General features: G+C 71.4%; 16 protein-coding genes. 8 read left to right on the top strand and 8 right to left on the bottom strand.

What is annotated here, in order from left to right; translation table 11 throughout:
* Positions 1 to 9: 9 nt before the first annotated feature.
* On the top strand, positions 10 to 1311 hold the full coding sequence (locus ACWICD_RS02010) for a DUF58 domain-containing protein (RefSeq protein ID WP_454139128.1): 1302 nt from the start codon (positions 10 to 12) through the stop codon (positions 1309 to 1311).
* Between the two features lie 434 nt (positions 1312 to 1745).
* Positions 1746 to 2564 (top strand): aquaporin Z, encoded by an 819-nt coding sequence (gene aqpZ / locus ACWICD_RS02005; RefSeq protein ID WP_376126787.1) that lies wholly within the window; start codon positions 1746 to 1748, stop codon positions 2562 to 2564.
* Between the two features lie 60 nt (positions 2565 to 2624).
* Here the strand turns inward: aqpZ and katG are convergent, their stop codons facing one another.
* The 3 genes from katG to ACWICD_RS01990 are packed head-to-tail and all read right to left on the bottom strand — an operon-like array spanning position 2625 to position 6470.
* On the bottom strand, positions 2625 to 4943 hold the full coding sequence (gene katG, locus ACWICD_RS02000; RefSeq protein ID WP_454139127.1) for a catalase/peroxidase HPI: 2319 nt from the start codon (positions 4941 to 4943) through the stop codon (positions 2625 to 2627).
* Between the two features lie 29 nt (positions 4944 to 4972).
* Positions 4973 to 5431, bottom strand: coding sequence for a Fur family transcriptional regulator (locus tag ACWICD_RS01995; RefSeq protein ID WP_376126782.1), 459 nt, complete (start codon positions 5429 to 5431; stop codon positions 4973 to 4975).
* Positions 5432 to 5474: 43 nt separating this feature from the next.
* The gene (locus tag ACWICD_RS01990) at positions 5475 to 6470 is read right to left on the bottom strand and encodes a stage II sporulation protein M (protein ID WP_454139126.1); all 996 of its coding nucleotides are present in this window, start codon (positions 6468 to 6470) and stop codon (positions 5475 to 5477) included.
* Positions 6471 to 6486: 16 nt separating this feature from the next.
* Between ACWICD_RS01990 and ACWICD_RS01985 the strand changes: the two genes are divergently transcribed.
* Complete coding sequence (locus tag ACWICD_RS01985; protein ID WP_454139125.1) at positions 6487 to 7341, top strand: RDD family protein; 855 nt, start codon at positions 6487 to 6489, stop codon at positions 7339 to 7341.
* A 192-nt stretch (positions 7342 to 7533) separates the two neighbouring features.
* On the opposite strand, the gene ACWICD_RS01980 is transcribed toward ACWICD_RS01985, so the two are convergent.
* On the bottom strand, positions 7534 to 7740 hold the full coding sequence (locus ACWICD_RS01980) for a DUF3499 family protein (RefSeq protein ID WP_376126775.1): 207 nt from the start codon (positions 7738 to 7740) through the stop codon (positions 7534 to 7536).
* Positions 7741 to 8149: 409 nt separating this feature from the next.
* Between ACWICD_RS01980 and ACWICD_RS01975 the strand changes: the two genes are divergently transcribed.
* Entirely contained in the window at positions 8150 to 8590 is a 441-nt protein-coding gene (locus ACWICD_RS01975; protein WP_376126773.1) for a metallopeptidase family protein, read from the top strand.
* Positions 8591 to 8636: 46 nt separating this feature from the next.
* On the opposite strand, the gene ACWICD_RS01970 is transcribed toward ACWICD_RS01975, so the two are convergent.
* From ACWICD_RS01970 to manA, 4 genes are all read right to left on the bottom strand, one after another.
* Positions 8637 to 10046 carry a DUF5719 family protein gene (locus tag ACWICD_RS01970; protein WP_376126770.1) on the bottom strand — a complete coding sequence of 470 codons (1410 nt, stop codon included), beginning with the start codon at positions 10044 to 10046 and terminating at the stop codon, positions 8637 to 8639.
* Positions 10043 to 12889, bottom strand: a complete 2847-nt coding sequence (locus ACWICD_RS01965; RefSeq protein WP_454139124.1) for a glycosyltransferase — start codon at positions 12887 to 12889, stop codon at positions 10043 to 10045. Before ACWICD_RS01965 ends, ACWICD_RS01970 begins: the two co-directional genes overlap by 4 nt.
* 86 nt (positions 12890 to 12975) lie before the next feature.
* Positions 12976 to 13302, bottom strand: coding sequence for a WhiB family transcriptional regulator (locus tag ACWICD_RS01960; RefSeq protein WP_376126765.1), 327 nt, complete (start codon positions 13300 to 13302; stop codon positions 12976 to 12978).
* Between the two features lie 165 nt (positions 13303 to 13467).
* On the bottom strand, positions 13468 to 14616 hold the full coding sequence (manA, locus tag ACWICD_RS01955; protein WP_454139123.1) for a mannose-6-phosphate isomerase, class I: 1149 nt from the start codon (positions 14614 to 14616) through the stop codon (positions 13468 to 13470).
* 42 nt (positions 14617 to 14658) lie between these two features.
* Here manA and ACWICD_RS01950 point away from each other — a divergent pair, with 42 nt between their 5' ends.
* Genes ACWICD_RS01950 through ACWICD_RS01935 form a run of 4 tightly spaced genes read left to right on the top strand, consistent with a single transcriptional unit; the run spans position 14659 to position 20327 of the window.
* Positions 14659 to 16059, top strand: a complete 1401-nt coding sequence (locus ACWICD_RS01950; RefSeq protein ID WP_454139122.1) for an O-antigen ligase family protein — start codon at positions 14659 to 14661, stop codon at positions 16057 to 16059.
* Positions 16056 to 17381: an O-antigen ligase family protein gene (locus ACWICD_RS01945; protein WP_454139121.1), complete on the top strand. Its 1326-nt coding sequence runs from the start codon at positions 16056 to 16058 to the stop codon at positions 17379 to 17381. Before ACWICD_RS01950 ends, ACWICD_RS01945 begins: the two co-directional genes overlap by 4 nt.
* 46 nt (positions 17382 to 17427) lie before the next feature.
* Positions 17428 to 19338, top strand: coding sequence for a glycosyltransferase (locus tag ACWICD_RS01940; RefSeq protein ID WP_454139120.1), 1911 nt, complete (start codon positions 17428 to 17430; stop codon positions 19336 to 19338).
* On the top strand, positions 19335 to 20327 hold the full coding sequence (locus ACWICD_RS01935; protein ID WP_454139119.1) for a glycosyltransferase family 2 protein: 993 nt from the start codon (positions 19335 to 19337) through the stop codon (positions 20325 to 20327). Before ACWICD_RS01940 ends, ACWICD_RS01935 begins: the two co-directional genes overlap by 4 nt.
* Positions 20328 to 20331 lie beyond the last annotated feature (4 nt).

Below are 20331 nucleotides of genomic sequence, written 5' to 3'. Positions count from 1 at the left end.
ACCCACACCATGTACCTCACCGGCCGCCTCCCCCTCCTCGTCGCCCTCGGCGTCGTGCCCGTCATGCTGCTCTCGCTCGGCGGCGTCGACGCGTGGGTCGCAGCCGCGGGATGGCTCGCCCTGTGCGTCGTGGCGGCGATCGCGGATGCCGCGGCGGCACCGGATCCGCGCGCCCTCGCCGTCGAGCGCCCCGCACCGGCACGCACGCTTCTGGGTGCGCGAGTGGACACGACGCTGCAGCTGCGCAATACCGGAAGGCGCGGCATCCGGGGTCGCGTGCGCGACGCGTGGCAGCCGACCGCCGGTGCCCCGCTGGAGCGCTCGACGATCTCGATCCCGCCCGGCGAGAGCCGCGCGCTGACGATCCCGCTGCTGCCGCGGCGTCGCGGTGAGCTGCGCTCGTCGTTCGTCGTCGTGCGCTCCGACGGTCCGCTCCGCCTCGCGGGCCGCCAGGTGCGTCTGGATGCGCCGGGCAGCGTGCGCGTGCTGCCGCCCTTCACCTCCCGGCGGCACCTGCCGTCGCGCCTCGCGCGGCTGCGCGAGCTGGACGGTTCCACGAGCGTGCAGGTGCGCGGCCAGGGCACCGAGTTCGACAGCCTGCGCGAGTACGTGCGCGGTGATGACGTGCGATCGATCGACTGGCGGGCGACCGCGCGCTCGGCGACGACGATGATCCGCACGTGGCGCCCCGAGCGGGATCGGCACGTCGTCATCGTCATCGACACGGGGCGCACGGCGGCCGCGCGCGTCGGCGACGGCGTGCGGCTGGATGCCGCGATGGAGGCGGCGCTGCTGCTCGCGGCGCTCGCGAACCGTGCGGGCGACCACGTGCACCTGGTCATGTTCGACCGCACGATCCGGGCGCGCGTGACGCGGGTCGACGGGCCGGGGCTGCTTCCCGCGCTCGTCGAGGCGATGGCTCCCGTCGAGCCGCAGCTGATCGACACCGATTGGGATGCCGCCTTCGCCCAGGTGCGCGCCCTCACTTCGCGCCCCTCGCTCGTGGTCGTGCTGACGGCGCAGGACGCCGTCGACGCGTCGCGCGGGTTCCTCGGATCGCTGCCCGCGCTCGCGCAGCGCGCGCACGTGCTGGTCGGCACGGTCGCCGATGAGCGCCCCGGGCCCGTCGCACGTCCGGACGCGGCCGACGTCTACCGCGAAGCCGCCGCCGAGCGCACGGCGCGTGAGGCCGAGCGCGTCGCGAGCGCGATGGCCCGCGCCGGCGCGGAGGCCATCACCGACACCCCCGACGCCCTCCCACCCCGCATCGCCGATCGCTACCTCGCCCTCAAGGCCGCCGGCCGCCTCTGACGGCTCCCCTCGAGGGCTCCCGGGGTTCAGTTGCCTCACTCTGCTGCCCGGGCCCGGGTTCGAGCACAATGTGAGGCGAACGAACCAAACGCCGACCGGGTTCAGTTGCCTCACTCTGCTGCCCGCGCCCAGGTTCGAGCACAATGTGAGGCAAACGAACCAAACACCGACAGGGTTCAGTTGCCTCACTCTGCTGCCCGGCCCGGGGCCGAGAGCAATGTGAGGCAAACGAACCAAACACCGACAGGGTTCAGTTGCCTCACTCTGCTGTCCGTGCCCGGATTCGAGAGCAATGTGAGGCAAACGAACCAAACGCACCGAACGCACCGAACGCACCGGAGCCGGATGTGCCGCTTCGGACACGCGAGCGCGCCGAAACCTGGGAAACGGCTGTGCAGGGTCTACGCTCCGGATCGAGGAAAGGAGGCCGTCACATGTCGGACACCCTCGTCACCCCACCCACCACGGCCAACAAACTCGTCGCCGAGGCGCTCGGCACGTTCCTGCTCGTCTTCGGCTCGATCGGAACCGCCCTCTTCGCCGCCGACTTCGGCACCGGAGCCAACGGCACGTCCCTCGGCGTCGGCTTCGTCGGCGTCTCGTTCGCGTTCGGCCTGACCCTCATGGCGGGCATCTACGCGTGGGGCAACATCTCGGGCGGACACTTCAACCCCGCCGTGACCTTCGGCCTGGCCGCCGCGGGCCGCTTCGCGTGGAAGGATGCACCCGGCTACATCATCGCCCAGCTCGTCGGCGGAGCCGTGGGCACGACGCTCATCGTCCTGATCGGCCTGTTCGGGCCGGCGAACTGGCTCGCGAACGCGCAGGACGGCGGCTTCGCGAGCAACGGCTTCGACGCGCACTCTCCGGGCGGGTTCGGGCTGGGCGCGGCGATCGTCGCCGAGATCATCCTCACGGCGATCTTCGTCATGGTGATCCTCGGCGTCACGCACACCAAGCGCGGCAACGGCAACGTCGCGGGTCTCTCGATCGGTCTGACCCTCACGGTCATCCACCTCATCTCGATCCCGATCGACAACACGTCGGTGAACCCCGCGCGCTCGATCGCGACGGCCATCTACGGCGGCATCGACGCGCTCGCGCAGCTGTGGGTGTTCATCGTGTTCCCGCTCGTCGGCGCGGTCCTTGCGGGCTGGCTGCATCGCGCACTGTTCGAGCCGGTGCAGCTGCCGCCGCTGCAGTCCGAGGCGCGCGTGCCCGACGCCCGCGGCGCGAAGCGCCGGGGTCGCTGACACGAACGCGAAGCGGCCCGCCCCGAGGACATCGGGACGGGCCGCTTCTGCGTGTGTGCGTCAGCTCAGGTCGAACCGGTCGAGCTCGGTGACCTTGCCCCACGCCTCGACGAAGTCGCGCACGAACTTCTCCTGCGCGTCATCCGAGGCGTACACCTCGGCGACGGCGCGCAGTTCGGAGTTCGAGCCGAACAGCAGGTCGACGCGCGTGCCGCGGCCGAAGAACTCGTCCGAGCCGTCACGGCGTCCTTCGAACGCGTGCGAGCCCGGGTCGAGCGGCTTCCACGTCGTGCCGAGGTCGAGCAGGTTCACGAAGTAGTCGTTCGTGAGCACGCCGACGCGGTCGGTGAACACGCCGTACTCGGACTCGTCCCAGTTGGCGCCCAGCACCCGCAGGCCGCCGACGAGCACGGTCATCTCGGGCGCCGTGAGCGTGAGCAGGTTCGCCTTGTCGAGCAGCAGGTACTCGGCGGGCGTGGCCATCGCGGTCGTCGCCTGGTAGTTGCGGAAGCCATCGGCCGCCGGCTCGAGGAAGCGGAACGACTCGACGTCGGTCTGCTCCTGCGTCGCGTCGGTGCGTCCGGCGCGGAAGGGCACCGTGGCATCCACACCGGCATCCTTCGCGGCCTTCTCGACACCCGCGTTGCCCGCGAGCACGATCAGGTCGGCGAGGGAGACCTGCTTGCCGTCGGTGCGACCGTCGTTGAACGAGGAGTGGATGCCCTCGAGCACGCCCAGCACACGCTGCAGCTGCGACGGCTTGTTGACGACCCAGTCCTTCTGCGGGGCGAGGCGGATGCGGGCGCCGTTGACGCCGCCGCGCTTGTCGCTGCCACGGAAGGTGGATGCCGCAGCCCACGTCGTCGAGACGAGCTCGGTGACGGTGAGGCCCGACTCGAGGATCTGCGCCTTCAGCGCCGCCGCGTCGGCGTCGTCGATCAGCTCGTGATCGACCGCCGGCACGGGGTCCTGCCAGACGAGCTCCTCGGTGGGAACCTCGGAACCGAGATAGCGCGCGACCGGGCCCATGTCACGGTGCGTGAGCTTGAACCAGGCGCGGGCGAACGCGTCGCCGAATGCCACGGGGTCATCCTTGAACCGACGCGAGATCTTGTCGTACTCGGGGTCGGTCCGCAGGGCGATGTCGCTCGTGAGCATGCGGGGCTCGCGACGGGCCGACGAGTGCGCCATCGGAACCATGTCGGCGCCGCCGCCGTTGATGGGACGCCACTGGTGGCCGCCGCCGGGGCTGCGCATGAGCTCCCACTCGTACGCGTAGAGGATGTGGAAGAACTCGTTGTCCCAGCGGGTGGGGTGATAGGTCCACGTCACCTCGAGGCCCGACGTGATCGTGTCGTCGCCCTTGCCGGTGCCGTGGTTGTTCTTCCAGCCGAGGCCCTGGCGCTCCAGGCCCGCGGCCTCGGGGTTGTCCTCGAGGTTCGTGTCGGGCGCCGCGCCGTGGGTCTTTCCGAAGGTGTGGCCGCCCGCGATGAGCGCGACGGTCTCTTCGTCGTTCATGGCCATCCGGCCGAACGTCTCGCGGATGTCGCGCGCCGAGGCGAGCGGGTCGGGGTTGCCGTTGGGGCCCTCGGGGTTGACGTAGATGAGGCCCATCTGCACGGCGGCCAGCGGCTTGTCGAGGTCACGGTCGCCCGTGTAGCGCTCGTCGCCGAGCCACGTGGTCTCGGGGCCCCAGTACACGTCGTCGTCGGGCTCCCAGACGTCGGGACGACCGCCGGCGTAGCCGAAGGTGTTGAAGCCCATCGACTCGAGCGCGACGTTGCCCGAGAGGATCATCAGGTCGCCCCACGAGAGCTTCTGGCCGTACTTCTTCTTGACGGGCCACAGCAGACGGCGGGCCTTGTCGAGGCTGACGTTGTCGGGCCAGCTGTTCAGCGGCGCGAAGCGCTGCTGGCCGGTGCCGGCGCCGCCGCGACCGTCGGTGACACGGTAGGTTCCGGCGGCGTGCCACGCCATGCGGATGATGAGCGGGCCGTAGTGGCCGAAGTCGGCGGGCCACCAGTCCTGGCTCGTCGTGAGCGTCTTCTCGATCTCGGCCTTGACCTCGGCGAGGTCGAGGCTCTCGAACGCGGCCTTGTAGTCGAAGTCCTCGCCGAGCGGGTTACGCGCGGGCGGGTTCTTCGCGAGGATCTTGATGTTCAGCTGGTTGGGCCACCACACGCGGTTGGCCGATCCCGTCGCCGGGTGCGGCTGGCTGTCGCCGTGGATGACGGGGCAGCTGCCCTCGTCCTCGTTCGGGCGCGGGCGGGTCTCGCCGTCCTCGCGCTCGTCGACGGGCGTGTCGATGGGGGTGACGGCCTGATCGGTGTCGGTCGGGTTCTCGCCGATGCCGGTCTTCGTGTCGTCGATGTCGCTCATGGTTTCCTTCCTCGTGGATGTCGGTGGAGTCAAGCGGTGGGGGTGGATGCTGCGGCCGCGCAGTCGGGACACAGGCCCCAGTACGTCACCTCGGCCGTGTGCAACGTGAAGCCGTGCGGATTGGACGGCGTCAGGCACGGCGCTTCGCCGACGGCGCAGTCGACGTCTCGAACGTCGCCGCACGTCGTGCACACGAGGTGGTGGTGATTGTCGCCGACGCGCAGCTCGAACAGTCCGGGACGACCCGCGGGCTCGATGCGTCGCACGAGACCGGCTTCGGCGAAATCGCCGAGCGCGTTGTAGACGGACTGCAGGCTCGTCTGCGGAACCGTGCGCGCGACGACCTGGAAGATCGCGTCGGCGCTGGCGTGCGGGTGCGTGCGCAGGGCGTCGACCACGGCGCGGCGGGGCTCGGTGACGCGCAAGCCGACGGTGCGGATGAGCTCGGCGGCATCCGTCTCGTAGACGTCGACCGCGGGTGCACTCATGGCACCATCTTACCGCGTTATTTTGAAGAACTCAAAGTAACGATCACCCGGAAACGAGGGTCGGAGTTCCCGTCTCGTACTCGGTGAGGTCGCCCGACTCGCCCCGGCGTGCGGCGCGCCCGCCGACGACCACCATGTAGAACACGAACGCGCCGAGCGCGAGCGCGCCGATGCCGATCTTGACGGGCCACGGCCACGGCTGAGCCGTCACGAAGCCCTCGATGAGCCCGGCGACGGCGAGGGCGATGACGAGCCCGATCGCGATCGTCGCGAGCGAGCGTCCCGCTTCGGCGAGGGCGGCGCCCCGCGACCGGCGCCCGGGGGCGACCCAGGCCCAGAAGATGTGCAGACCCGCCGCTCCGGCGACGAAGATGCAGGTCAGTTCGAGCAGGCCGTGCGGAAGGATGAAGAGCACGAAGACGTCGCCGCGCTCGAACGCCAGCATGATCGCCGCCGCCGTGCCGACGCCGACGGCGTTCTGCACGAGCACCATGAGCGGCCAGAACCCGGTGATGCCGAACAGGACGCACTGCGCGGCGATCCAGGCGTTGTTGGTCCACACGGTGCCCGCGAACACGGCTGCCGGGTTCTCGCTGTAGTACTCGGTGAACTGGTTCTCGGCGTAGTCCTCGAGCTGCAGCTGCGTTCCGAGGGTGGCCACCAGCGCGGGATCCGACGAGACCCAGAACGCCACGAGGGCGCCGACCGCGACGAAGCCGAGCGCGATGACGAGGGTCGTCCATCGCACGCGGTACAGCGCCGCCGGCAGCTGCAGGGCGAAGAACCGCGGGATCTGCTTCAGCACGTTCTCGGGTGTGCCCGTCAGCGCGAGACGTGCCCGGGCGAGGATCGTCGAGACGAGGTCGCCCTGCGGCGTGCGGCCCGCCGAGGTCTTCAGATCGGCCAGATCGGCCGAGGCGGACTGGTAGCGCGCGACGAGTTCGTCGGCCTGCGCACCGCTCAGGCGACGGGCCCGGCTCAGCTCGTCGAGACGCTCCCATTCCTGCCGGCGGGCGGCGGTGAGCGCGTCGAGGTCCATTTGGTTAACTGTACGCATGCCTTCGACCGTCGTGCCCGACTCGCGGATGACGACGATCCATCAGGACGAAGTGCTCACGGGCGAGGCCGTCGCCCTCGATGTGCAGCCCGTCGGATTCTTCCTGCGCGCGCTCGGCGCCCTCATCGACATCGTCGTCGGGCTCGTACTGCTGATCGTGTTCGTCCTCGTCGCGACGTTCCTGTTCGGGCTCGACCTCTTCGCGGATTCGGCCGCGCAGATGGTGACGATCGCGATGGTGGTCCTCGTGCTGGTCGTGATCCCGACCGCCGTCGAGACGTTCACGCGCGGGCGCAGCCTCGGCAAGCTCGCCGTCGGCGGGCGCATCGTGCGCACCGACGGCGGGGCGACGGGGTTCCGTCAGGCGTTCATCCGCGCCCTCGTCGGAGTGCTCGAGCTGTGGTTCACCTTCGGCGGGCTCGCCGCCATCGTGGGTGCGTTCACGCCGCGGTCGCAGCGGCTGGGCGATCTGCTCGCCGGCACGTACTCCGAGCGCACCCGCACGCCGCCCCTTCCCGCTCCCGCGCCCGGTCTGCCGCCCGCCCTGGCCGAGTGGGGAGCCGTCGCCGACGTCGCCCGCCTGCCCGACCGCCTGGCGCGGCGCATCGCGCAGTTCGCGCGACAGGCTCCCGAGCTGGAGCCTGCGGCGCGGGCACGCCTGGCGGCATCCCTCGCCTCGGAAGCCGCGGCCCACGTCTCCCCCGTGCCGGCGGTCGACCCCGAGTCGTTCGTGTGCGGCGTCGCCGCGATCCGGCGCGACCGCGAGCTGAACGCCCTCGTGCTCGAGGATCAGCGGGTCAGCGCCCTCGCCGCCGGCGTCCCCGACGTGCCGCGCGGTTTCCCCGCCCGCTGACCCGCCCGTCTCCCGCGAGCCCTTGACCGCGAGCCCTTGACCGCGAGACTGCAACGGCAGGTCGAGACTGCGGGTACTACCCGCTGTCTCGGCGCTCCGTTGCAGTCTCGGCGTCATGGGATGCCGCGGAGCGGCGGGCGCGGATGCCGCGGCGCGGCGGCGGCGGAGGGCGGCAGCGTCCGCGGTCGGGAGTCAGGCGCGGAGCGTCTCGTGCCGCACGACGACCCAGCCCTTGGGGACCGACAGGCGATCGGTGTGGATCGCGCAGAGGTCGTGCGCGTGCGGATCGCCCGACGCCCCGAGCGGACCGAGGGCCGCCATCTGGTCGTTGTAGTCGTAGGTCAGGGTCGACACCGCCTCGCGGGCGCATCCCACCTTGGAGCAGAGTCTCTCGCGCATCGCTCCGACACTAGTCGCGCCCTGACTCCGATTCCGGATGCCGCGCCGCGCGGTCCGCCGCTCACCCCGACCACCGGGCGGGGGCACTCCCTGTTCACTTGTCACAGAACGTCGCCCGACCGGTGGGCAGGCAGCAGAGTGAGGCAAGTGAACCGAGGGCCCGCACCCCGGCCAGCTCACCACCCCAACGTCGTTCATTTGTCACAGAACGTCGCGCGACCGGTGGGCAGGCAGCAGAGTGAGTCAAGTGAACCGAGGGCCCGCACCCCACCCAGCCCACCACCCCCAGCGTCGTTCATTTGTCACAGAACGTCGCCCAGCCCGCACCCCGACAGCAGAGTGAGGCAAGTGAACCGAGGGACCCAGCCCTCGTGAGCCCGCTACGCACCACCGCCGTAGGATGGGGCGCATGCCATGGCGTCGTTCCTCGAGTGCGTCGAGGCCTGTCCGCCGCCCCGCGCGGCACGGCCGGCACGGGCGTCTCGGACGCAGCGCGGTCGTCCGCCCGCCACTGCCTCCGCTCGACACGCGCGTCGAGCGGTTCGACCTCGCCGTCGGCACGGCGGCGGAGTTCCTGCGGTCGGCGTGGCCCGAGCTGCGCGAGGTGAGCTTCGAGATCGCCGACATGCCCGCGGCATCCGATGCAGACGGCATCCCCCGCTGGCTCGTGCTCAGCGCGAAGAAGCGGATCATCGTGTTCCGGCTGCCGATCGAACGCCTCAGCCACCTGCACCGCGACGACGAGCTGCACCGCCGCATGATGATCGAGAGCGCCGTCTTCCGAGCAGCGGCCGAATACCTCGATCGCGACCCGTGGGACCTCGGCCCCGAACGGTTCCGCTACTTCTGACGACGAGGACGACGCACACGCACCCGAACCCGCACCCGAACCCGCGTCACGGATAGACGCGGATCGCCGGAGCGGCGGCATCCGCGGGCCAGATGGGGAACCCCGCGAGCGCGCCCGGCCCGCTCATCGTGACCGCCGCGAGCACGGGAGCCCCGCCGCTGTCGAGCGTGTAGATCGTGCGCGACTGCACGCCCAGCGTCGCACTCTCGCCCGGCTCGAGCATCAGCTCGCCCGCGAGTGAGCCCGTGCGATCGGTCACGGCGACGGTCACCGGCGCCTCACCGGGGTTGGCGACGGTGAGCGTGGCGTCCGGGCCCACGGGAACCGCGAACAGGCTCGGGACCGTGATCTCGGGCGAGGGCAGCAGCCAGGCGAAGTCGGCTCCTTCTTCGAAGCCCGAGGCCTGCCACAGTCCGGCCACGACCGGTGAGCCCGCGATCACCTCGACGTCGTACTCGCCCTCGGCGAGACCGCCGAGACCGACCTCGGTCGGCACCCCCGCCGCGAGCGGCACGCTCAGCGGCTCGAGCATCTGCTGGTCGCCGCCGACGGCGCGCACCATGACGGTCGCCTCGGTGTCGGCGCCGGGCGACAGCACGCGCAGCACGGTGCCCGCTCCCGTGGGACTCGCCACGTCGGACTCGGTCACGACGACGCCCAGGATCCGCTGCACGGGCGCGGTCGCCCCGACTCCGCCCGTCTGGTCGACGCCGAGCGGTTCGAGCACGCGCGTCAGGCTCGACTGCACCGATGCCTGCACGGGGGCTCCGACGGCGCTCACGCGCACGACGGGGCTGGTCTCGCCCCGCACGAGCCCGGCGAGGGGCACCACCCGCTGCGCACCGGCGGCGACGACGAGGTTCGAGCCGCCGGGAGGAGTCTCGGGCCCCGTCGCACCGTAGACGGTCAGCTGCACGGTCGCCCCTACGGTGCCGGGGTTGGACAGCAGCACGAAGTCCGCCGACCCGGTCGCCGCCGATCCGGCGACGATCCACGATTCCATGAGCGGCGGTCGACACGCGGATGCGGCGAACCCGGCCATATCGTCGGAATCGGCCGTCATCGAGCCTGACGCCGCGACGTCGGTGCGCTCGGCGCCCGACGGCGGTGCCGTGTAGGCCTGGGGGCTCGCCCCCGGCGCCGACCCGATCAGGCTCCGCCCTTCGGGCTGCGGAGCGTCGGGCAGCGCCCCGACCGTGACGGTCTGCGGCGCGACGAGGGCGAGGTCGCTCGGCGAGTCGAGGTCTCGTCCGAGCGCGAGCAGGCCGCCCGCGCACGCGATGACCGTGTCGGCGGGTGCGGGTTTGGCCGAGACGGCGACGGGTTCGCGCTCGAGCGTCGGCCAGGGCAGCGTCACGGCGGTCGCGACGGCGACGACGGCGCCCGCGGCGACGACGGTGCCCGCGAGCATCCGCGCACTCGTCGAGGCCCAGCGGAAGAAGCGGCGATCGCTCATCGTCCCTCCTCCCAGTGCGGTCCGACGATGCGCGGCATCCGCTTCGCTTCGCGTCGGGATGCGGCGGTGGGCGCGGCGAGCAGCACCGCGATCGCGACGACGGCGAGCTGCGCGGTGAAGATGATCCCCGATATCCGATCGACGGATGCCGCCGGCTGGGGCCGCGGCGGGATGTCGAGTTCGACGCGCCACAGCGAACCGCGCGCGGTCTCGCCGACGGCTTCGAGGTTGTCGCGCTGGTCGATGGCCGATTCGGCCGCGAGTCGGAACGCGCGGGCGGCGTCGGATTCGGGTGCGGCGCCGTGCGCGAGCAGCACGAAGCTCACCCCGTGAGCGGCGAGCTGGGTGACGGGGTCGTCGGCGGCACCCGTCGTGAGCCCTGCCGCGAGCTGGGCGATCTCGCGGTCCTGCGCCGACGGCACGGTGCGGGTCGCGAGCACGGTGCTCTGCGCGCCGAGGGTTTCGCTGCCGCCCCACACGACACGGGCCGAGAGGGCGCCCGAGTTCTGCGGTGTGAGCACGAACGTGCCGACGTCGGAGTCGTCCGCGCCGCGCGCCGCGACGTAGGCGGGCAGCGTGCTGGCGGGGCCGTTCGTGAGCAGCGTCGTGTCGCGGGCGGCCGAGGTGAGCGCGGGGACGGCCAGGGCGATGACGCCCGCCCCGACGAGCACGACGAGCCCGCCGCGCAGCAGCGCGACCTTGGGGGCGAGACCCGCGTCGAGGGTGACCAGCGCGCCGCCGACGACGCCGAGCCACGCGAGGCTGAGGCCCGTGCCCGGCCACAGCGGCACGGCCTCGGACTGGGCGAACGCGACCGAGATCCCGACGGCGGCGAACGCCGTGCCGATGCCGAGGGCCGCGATGCCGAGCAGGGTCATGCCGGCGGCCCACCGCTGCGTGAGCGGCGCGACGAGGGCGAGGATCGCCAACGGCGCCGCGAGCAGCGGCACCCACCACGTGGGGGCGTCGCCGAGCAGCGTCGCCCAGCCCGCGACATCGGCGGTGGGGATGCCCGCGGCGAGCAGGCTGCGACCCGCGGCATCCGGCCCCACCTGGGGCCCGGCCCACGGCACACCGGGATCGGCGAGCAGGCCCCACACGCCGTTCGCGGTCAGCGCGTGCCACACGAGCGGACCGGCCATCGCCAGGGTCGGGATGACGACCCAGATCAGCCGGGCGACGCCGCGGCCGGCGCGCAGCACGATCGACAGCACGATCGTGACGACCCACAGCACGATGAGCGCCGGGGCGAGCGACGGGGCGCACGCGATGACGCCGGCCAGAGCGAGGGATGCCACACCCGCTCCCGACCACGAGCGGTGGGCGACGGCACCGGCGCAGAACAGCCACGGCAGCAGCAGGTGGGCGATGACGGCGGCGGGGCGGCCCTGAGTGAGCGCCATGAGGAACGTCGGGGCGAGCGCCCACACGGCCCCGCCCAGCACGCGCAGCACGCCGCGATCGGTGACGCGCGTCGCGGCGAACCAGCCGCCCAGCGCTGCGAGCGGCAGGGCGAACAGCCACAGCAGCACGAGGCCGCGGGAGGGATCGCCCGGCCACAGGGTGCCGACGACGGCGACGACCGTCGCGAAGGGATCGGCGGGCGCGATCGTGTCGAGCCCGAGACCGCGCTGGCCGTACAGCGTGTCGGCCCACAGCTGCCCCACGGTCGTGCGCAGCGGCTGGACGCCGCCTCCGCCCAGCACGGGCCAGGCGAGCAGCATCGGCAACGCCGCGATCGAGGCGACGAGGGCACCGAGCACGAGCCATGCGCCGCCGCCCGAGAAGAACCGCAGCTCGCCGCGCAGGCGCGCGCCGGGTTCGACCGGGTCGTCGCCGAGACGCGCCCGCAGCTGCGCGTTCGTGACGCGCAGGGGGGCGATCTGGCTCCACGGCAGGCGGCGCGTGCGCCTCAGGTGCGCACGCGCTCTGACGACGGCGACGACCTGCACCATGGCCAGCGCCGAGGCGACCCATTCGGGGCCGATGCGTGCGGGCTGCTTGCGCACCAGGTGCACGATCGTGCGCAGCAGCGCGAGCGGAAGGAGCGAGAGCCAGAGCAGCGGAACCGCCCACAGCGCCGCGTAGACCAGGCGGCGGTGCAGCTGCGCGACCCGCTCGGCGAACGCGATCCGGCGGCGGTGCTGCCGCGTGACCGGTGCAGGAAGCCCCGCCACGCCGTCGTTCGAGACCGCCACGATCGCGGTCGGGGCGAGTGCGACGCGCGAGTCGGCGAGCCGGGCGCGCACGCCCAGGTCGAGGCCTTCGTCGGCGCCGTGCAGCGCGGGGTCGAGCCCGCCGAGCGCGGTCCACGCGTCGGTGCGCACGAGCACGCCGCGCACGTCGGCGCCGAGCACGTCGTCGGCGGCGTCGTGCTGGCCTTGATCGAGCTCGCCGTCGGTGAGGCCGACGGTGCGCCCGAAGCGGGTCATGCCGACCCCGAGCGACACGATCTCGCTGCGGTCGTCGGCGCGCACGAGCTTGGGTGCGGCGAACGCGACCGACGGAGACAGCTCGAGCACACCGGCGAGCCGGGCGAGGGCCTGCCGGTCGGGTGTCGTGTCCTGCGCGAGCAGCCAGACGGCGTCGGCGCCGCGCGCGGGGGTCGCGAGCGCGAGCGCTTCGGCGAAGCGGGTGGATGCCGGTGCTTCGACGACGGTTCCGGCCCGCGATTCGCGGGCCGCCTCGACCACGCCGGGCTCGGCACCGCACAGCACGATCGTCAGGCTGTCGACGGGGCGCGTCTGCGCTGCGAGGGCTCCGACGGTGCGCCGCAGGTGGTGCGCTGCGGGTGTTCGTCCGTCGGGGCGCACGACGAGAAGAGCGTGGACACGTGCGGGCATGGCCTGGTCAGCCTAGGCGCGCGTCGCGCGTGAGCCGTGTCGCACGCGCCGTTCGCCGCGATCCGGCCGCGGATTCGGACGACAGATCAGACCGCGCGGCGCTTGAGCTTGCGGCGCTCGCGCTCGCTGAGGCCGCCCCAGATGCCGAAGCGCTCGTCGTTCTGCAGCGCGTATTCGAGGCACTGGTCGCGCACGTCGCACGTCGTGCAGATGCGCTTGGCGTCGCGCGTCGAGCCGCCCTTCTCGGGAAAGAACGCCTCGGGGTCGGTCTGCGAGCACAGGGCGTCGGTCTGCCACGACAGCGGGTTGTCGTCGTCGCCGTCGACGGCACGGCGAACGCCGGGCACCCCGAGATTGACGGGGTCGACGAACCAGTTGTCGGGTACCGCAGAGCGATACTGGGAACCGGTCATGTCGTTCTCCCCCCGGAGGTCCTACCCGCGACATGGTTGCCGCGTTAGGGATAATTACACCCGTGTAGTTCGGCTCGGTCAAGTCGCAGATACTAAAGCCTCATGCAGGGGTTGAACCTTCACGACGCGCCGACGGCGTGTCGCCTTCGCATAACGACCGCGTGATCAGGATGCCGGTGTCGCGAGGAAGACCTCGCCCGAGCCCGCGACCCGCACGGTCCGCTCGTCGGCCGTCACGAGCACGGCCTCGCCCGGCGAGAGCGTGACCGACTCGCCGCTCGCGCTGCCCGCGACGGTCACCGAACCCGATGTCGCGAGGACGATCGCGACGCCGTCGATCCCGACCTCGAGTGGTGCGCCGTCGGGCCGCGCGACGCGCAGCGCGAAGTCGGGCACCGGCGCGGCGTAGCGCTCGACGCCCGGCGCCGCGGCGACCGGACGCACGACCGGCGGCGGGCCCGTGCGCGCGTCGAGCACGGCGACGAGCTCGGCGGCATCGATGTGCTTGGGCGTCAGGCCCCCGCGCAGCACGTTGTCGCTCGTCGCCATGATCTCGACGCCGAGGCCCTCGAGGTAGGCGTGCAGCACGCCGGCGGCGACGAACAGCCCTTCGCCCCGGCGCAGCGTCACGAGGTTCATCAGCAGCGCGACGACGATCCCCGGATCCCCCGGGTACCGGTCGTCCAGACGTGCGGCGAGCGCGAGCTCGGCGGTGAACTCCCCGTCGGCCCGTGCGGCCCCGGCCGCACGCGCGGCGCCGATGACGGCGCGCACGTCGCCGGTGGCGGCATCCGACAGCAGCCAGGCGATCGCGGCGCTCGTCGCCTCGGGCGACCCGTCGAGACGCGACGACAGTCCGGCGGTCGCGTCGCCGATCAGCGCCAGCAGACGACGCGTCTCGGGCAGCGGCCGCAGACCGGCGAGCGCGTGGAACTCCGCGCTCAGCGCGACGATCAGCTCGGGCTTGTGGTTCGCATCGCGATACGTGCGATGTGCGCCGTCACGCGGCATCCCGGCGTCCTCTTCGCGCGCGAAGCCCGCCTCGGCCTGCGCTTTCGAGGGGTGCGCCTGGATCGACAGGGGGGACCCCGCGGCGAGCAGCTTCAGCAGGTAGGGCAGCGGCTGCGCGCCCCGGGCGGCGAGCCACGCGCCGAGCGGTGAGCCGTCGGCGGCGAAGGCCGGTGCGCCGGGGTGGTCGCCGAACCACAGCTCGGCCTCGGGTGCGCCCGAAGGCGTGCGTCCCTGCAGCTCGGGCAGCAGCGTCGTGGAGCCCCACGCGTAGTCGCGGGCCGTGTTCGACAGGAGGGTGAGCATGCCCCCGAGCGTATCCGCGCGACCGAGTACCCTTGGGAGGCGATGGCCGTCTATTCGAAGCATCCGGCATCGGCACCGCCGACAGCCCCGGTCCGCGAGAAGACGGGGCAGCTCTTGCTGCGCGGCTGGTGCGTCTTCGTGCTCGTCACGGCGTTCGCCGGCACGGCGTGGGTGCACGCCTTCGGCGACCTCGTCGCGGCCGTCGTCGGCGTGGGCGGGATGCTCGTGTCGATCCTGCTGTGGTTCATCGTGCGTCCGCCCGTGCAGTGGCGGCGTCTGCCGTGGTTCGCCGTGGCGTACATCGTGTGGGCGACGCTGTCGATCCTCTGGTCGGCGTGGCCGGCGACGTCGGCACTGACGCTGCTGCTGCTGTACGTGACGACCGTGCAGGGGTTCTTCGTGGGGGCGGTGCTGACGTGGCGAGAACTGGTGCGCACCGTGGCATCCGCTCTCAAGTGGACGCTCGCCCTCTCGCTCATCTTCGAGCTGTGGGTGTCGATCTTCGTGCGCGTGCCGCTTCTGCCGGGCTTCGTGCCCCGTGATGAGCCGGTCGATCCGATCCTCTACTGGTCGCGCAACAACCTCTTCGACGGCGGCCGGATCCAGGGGATCATGGGCAACGCGAACCTGCTCGGGCCCATCGCGCTGCTCGCGTTCGTCGTGTTCGCGATCCGGTTCGCCGCGCGCGCTCCCCGCCGCGCTCTGCTGGTCGGCTGGATGCTGCTGTCGGCGTTCCTGTTCGTGCGGGCAGCGTCGGCCACCGCGTTCGTCGCGGCGGCGGCGGTCGTGCTCGTGCTGGCGACGGTGCTGCTCATGCGCACGACGAAGCGGCCGGGCGAGCGCACCCGCTACTACATCGGCTACGCCGTCGTCGGTCTCGGCGGGGGCCTCGGCCTGTGGCTGCTGCGCGACCGCCTGTTCGAGGCGATCGGGCGCGGCTCGGATCTGACGGGCCGCGAGGCCATCTGGCAGGCCGTCGCCGAGCGCGCCGGCGAGCGGCCGTTCGCCGGCTGGGGCTTCGCGACGCCCTGGATGCCGTGGGACCCCGCGTTCGACGGCTGGATCGTCGACCACGGCGAGACCGTCATGCAGGCCCACAACGTCTGGGTCGACGTCTACCTGCAGCTGGGCATCGTCGGGATCGTGCTGTTCGCGCTGCTCATGTTCGCCTACGTGTGGCGCACGTGGTTCTTCGCCGTCGACCGTCCGCGCTGGGATCTGCGCGCCGACCGGCCGTACTCGCCGCTCACGCTGCTGCCCACGCTCGTCGGCACGATCCTGCTCGTGCAGGGCATCGCCGAGTCCGCGCCCCTGTTGCTGTGGGGGTGGATGCTGCTGGTCATGCTCGGCTTCAAGATCAAGCAGTCGCCGCACATCGGCGTCGGACCGGCCGAGCAGAGCGCGGCGATCGAGCGGGGCGAGCCGACGAAGCAGGAGCCGTGACGGTGGGCCCGAGCGAGCAGCGGCGCTGGCTCGGCGCGCTGCTCAGTTCGGCCTCGTTCGCGCGGGCCTACACTCTCACGGCCCTCGCTGCGGTGTTCTCATCGTTCGCGATCGAGCGGCTCATGAGCCCCGTGACCTACGTCACGATCGTCGCGGGTCTGTGCGTCGTCGGCGCCGGCGTCCTCTTCGCCCGGCGCCGCGAGATCTCGTTCGTGCGGCTCGTGCCCACGACGCTCGTGGTGTTCCTCGGCTGGGCGCTCGCGAGCGTCTTCTGGTCGTTCGACCGGCCCGAGTCGTGGTGGGGCTGGGTCTCGCTCGCGGCGATCGCGTTCCTCGCCATCGTCGTGGGCCACATCCGCGACACGCTGCAGACGGCGCGAGCCGTCGGCGACGTGCTGCGGGTGCTGCTGTCGATCTCGCTCGGCGTCGAGATCCTCTCGGGCATCCTGCTCGACATCCCCTTCCGCTTCCTCGGGGTCGAGGGGCAGATCGCCGCGCTCGGCCCCGTGCAGGGCATCTTCGGCACGCGCAACATGCTGGGGTTCGTCGCCGTCGTCGCGCTCATCACGTTCCTCGTCGAGTACCGCACGCAGTCGGTGCGACCGGGGGTCTCGCTCTTCTCGGTCGTGCTGGCGGGCATGCTCGCGGCCTTCTCGGACTCCCCCACGGTGCTCGTGCTCGCCGTCGGCGTCGGACTCGCCGTCGGCGCGCTCGCGCTCGTGCGGCACGCGCGGCCGGCGCAGCGCAGCGCCCTGCAGTGGGTGCTGGGCGGCCTCGTCGTGGTCGGAGTGATCGTGGGCTATCTGGCGCGGCATCCGATCATCGCGTGGCTCGGCGCGGGCAGCGACTTCTCGACGCGCGTCGACCTGTGGAACGTCATGGTCGACTACCTGCGCACGCGGCCCGTGCAGGGCTGGGGCTGGTACGGGCTGTGGCCGCAGGACGGCGTGCCGTTCGGATCGATCAACTTCCTGCTCAACGACACGCACGCGACCGGCCTGAACGCCTACTTCGATGTGCTGCTGCAGCTGGGCTGGGTGGGTCTCGTGCTGTTCCTCGGGTTCGCCGGTGTCGCGCTCGTGCGCTCGTGGCTCGACGCGAGCGAGCGCCGCTCGATCATCTACGCCTGGACGCCGCTCATCCTCGTGGCGCTGTTCATCGATTCGTTCTTCGAGAGCTTCACCCTGATCGGGATCGGGTGGATGCTGCTGGTCCTGTGCGCCGTGCGTGCGGGGCAGTCCCGCTCGTGGCGGGAGCGGATGGGCTCGTCTGCGGCGCCGGGGCTTCCGCGCATCCAGGATCCCCCGAACGCGGCGGGGTAGGATCTGCTGTCGGCCCGCCGCCCCAAGCCTCGCCGGAGACTCTCACGTGACATACGTCCTGCAGAACGTCGTCTTCCCCACGGATCGCGACCCTGACCTCCTCCCCCTCTATGTCGACCCCGAGACGTGGTCCGTCATCGATGAGGAGCCCGTGCGCGTGTCGAGCCGCGCGCAGCTGGGGAACATCCTCGACCGCACGACGGCGCGCATCGTCGCCGGGCGCCGCGTGTCGTTCGGCACCTACTTCAACGCCTTCCCGGCGTCGTACTGGCAGCACTGGACCTCGGTGCGTCAGGTCGCCCTCACGGTGCGCACCGTCGGCGACGCGACGATCCTCGTCTACCGCTCGAACGGGTCGGGTGTGCGCCAGCGCATCGAGACGCGCGAGGTCGTGGGCACCGAGACGAGCCGCTTCGACCTCGTGCTCGATCAGTACAGCGACGGCGGCTTCATCTGGTTCGACATCGTCGCCGATCAGGAGACCGCCCGTTTCGAGGGCGCCCAGTGGACGACCGAGCAGGAACCGGCCCGCACGGGCAAGGCATCGCTCGGGATCACGACCTACAACAAGCCCGACTACTGCATCGAGACGCTGCAGCACCTCGCCGCGTCGCCCGATGTGCTCGACCTCGTCGACCGCGTCTTCCTCATCGACCAGGGCGACCGACGTGTCGACGCCGAACCCGAGTACGGCGACGTGTCGGCGGCGCTCGGCGAGACGCTGCAGGTCATCACGCAGCCGAACCTGGGCGGATCGGGCGGCTTCGCCCGCGCCATGCTCGAGAGCCTCGACCGGCCGGACAGCGATTTCATCCAGCTGCTCGATGACGACGTGCGGATCGAGCCCGAATCGCTGCGCCGCTCGATCGTGCTCGGACAGTTCGCGACCGTGCCGACGATCGTCGGGGCGCACATGTTCGACCTGCTCGACCGGCCGAAGCTGCACGCCTGGGCCGAAGTGGTCGATGAAGAGCCGTTCATGTGGCGGGCGCTCTATCAGGAGCGGCTTCCGCACGACTTCAGCGTCGCCAACCTGCGCCAGTCGCCCGTGCTGCACATGCGCCTGGACGCCGACTACAACGGCTGGTGGATGTGCCTCATCCCCCTCGATGTCATCCGCGAGATCGGCCTGTCCCTACCCGCCTTCATCAAGTGGGACGACGCGGAGTTCTGCCTGCGCGCCCGCGACGCGGGCTATCCCACCGTCTCGATGCCGGGCGTCGCGCTCTGGCACGTGTCGTGGGTGGGCAAGGACGATTCGATCGACTGGCAGGCGTACTTCCACGCGCGCAACCGCATCGCGGCGGGACTGCTGCACTCGAACGCGCCGAACGGCGGCACGCTGCTTCGCCACAGCCGCCGCGTCGACCTCAAGCACCTCATGATGATGCAGTACTACCCCGTCGCTCTGCGGCACCGGGCACTGCGGGACCTCCTGTCGGGCCCGTCGCACATGCGCGCCAACCTCGCGACGGCGATGCCCGCGGCCCGCAAGCTCGCGGCATCGTTCCCCGAGACGGTCGTGCACAAAGAAGCCGGCGTACCCCTGCGGGCGCGGCGAGGCCGGCTGGCCTTCAAGCGCACGGCGAAGAGCACGTTCGACAGCCCGACCGGTCTGCGCCTGCGCTGGTTCACCCTGTCGACGCTCGTCGCGCACTGGCTGCACGCCCCGAAGCCCGAGAACGTCGCACGGCCCGAGGTCGAGTTCGGCAAGCAGGACGCCCACTGGTGGCGCGTCCCGCTGTACGACAGCGCGCTCGTGAACTCCGCCGACGGCTCCGGCAAGAACATCTACACGCGCGATCGGGCCAAGTTCCGCCGGATGCTGCTGGACAGCATCCGTCTGCACCGCCGACTGCGTCGCGAATGGCCGCGGCTCGCGAAGCAGTACCGCGCCGCCGCACCGGAGCTCACCTCGCGCGACGCGTGGGCCCGCACGTTCGGAGTCGACTCATGACGACTCCCCTCCCTGACAGCGCGCGCGCGGCCGCGACCTCGTTCGACCCCGCGTCGGCGACGATCGCCGTCGTCACCTTCAACCGCTCGGGACTGCTCACGCGACTGCTCGAGAGCATCGAGCGCATGGAGCCGAAGCCCGGTCACGTCGTGATCGTCGACAATGCGTCCTCCGATGACACGACCGAGGTCGTCGAGTCGTTCCGCGCGCGGATCGGCACCGACCTCGTCTACCGCAGGCTCGACACGAACACGGGCGGATCAGGCGGCTTCAGCGAGGGCATGCGCGTCGCGTTCGAGCTGGGGTCCGAGTGGATCTGGCTCATGGACGACGACGTCGAGGTCCTCCCCGACGGCCTCGCCAAGATGGGCAGGTGGGCGCCGCGGTTCAAGAGCATCCAGGGCCGCCGCTACGACTACGACGGCAGCGAGTTCTACTGGCAGTACCGCATCGCCGAGCGCTTGGGCATCCCGATCCCCTTCGCGCCGTCGAAGTTCGACGCCTCGGGGTTCAAAGAGATGAACTCCGGATGCTTCGAGGGCATGTTCATCCACCGCGACATCGTCGAGCAGATCGGTCTTCCCGACCCGCGCTTCTTCATCTACTGGGATGACCAGACCTACGGCTGGCTCGCATCGCGCAAGACGACGTCGGTCATCGTCGACGAGTTCGTGCTGCGCCGCACGCGCGAGATCAAGCAGTGGGACATGGGCATCCGCCACATGAACGCCTCGAGCGACAACTACCGCTACTACATCATGCGCAACCGCGCGATCATCAAGCAGTACTACCGGGCGCACGGCGTCTACAACCCCGTGCTGTTCGGATTGGGCACCGCACTGACGTTCGCGAAGGAGCTCATCCGCCTCATCGCCGTCGAGCGCAAGGTGCGCGGCACGTCGAACCTCTTCCGAGGGCTGAAGGACGGTCGCGCGATCGCACGCGACACGGCGTGGCGTCCGATGGAGCCGCTCACCGCAGCGAGCTGACGCC

The sequence above is a fragment of the Microbacterium sp. NPDC055357 genome, from assembly GCF_053644835.1.
This window is presented reverse-complemented; position numbering and strand designations above follow the sequence as displayed.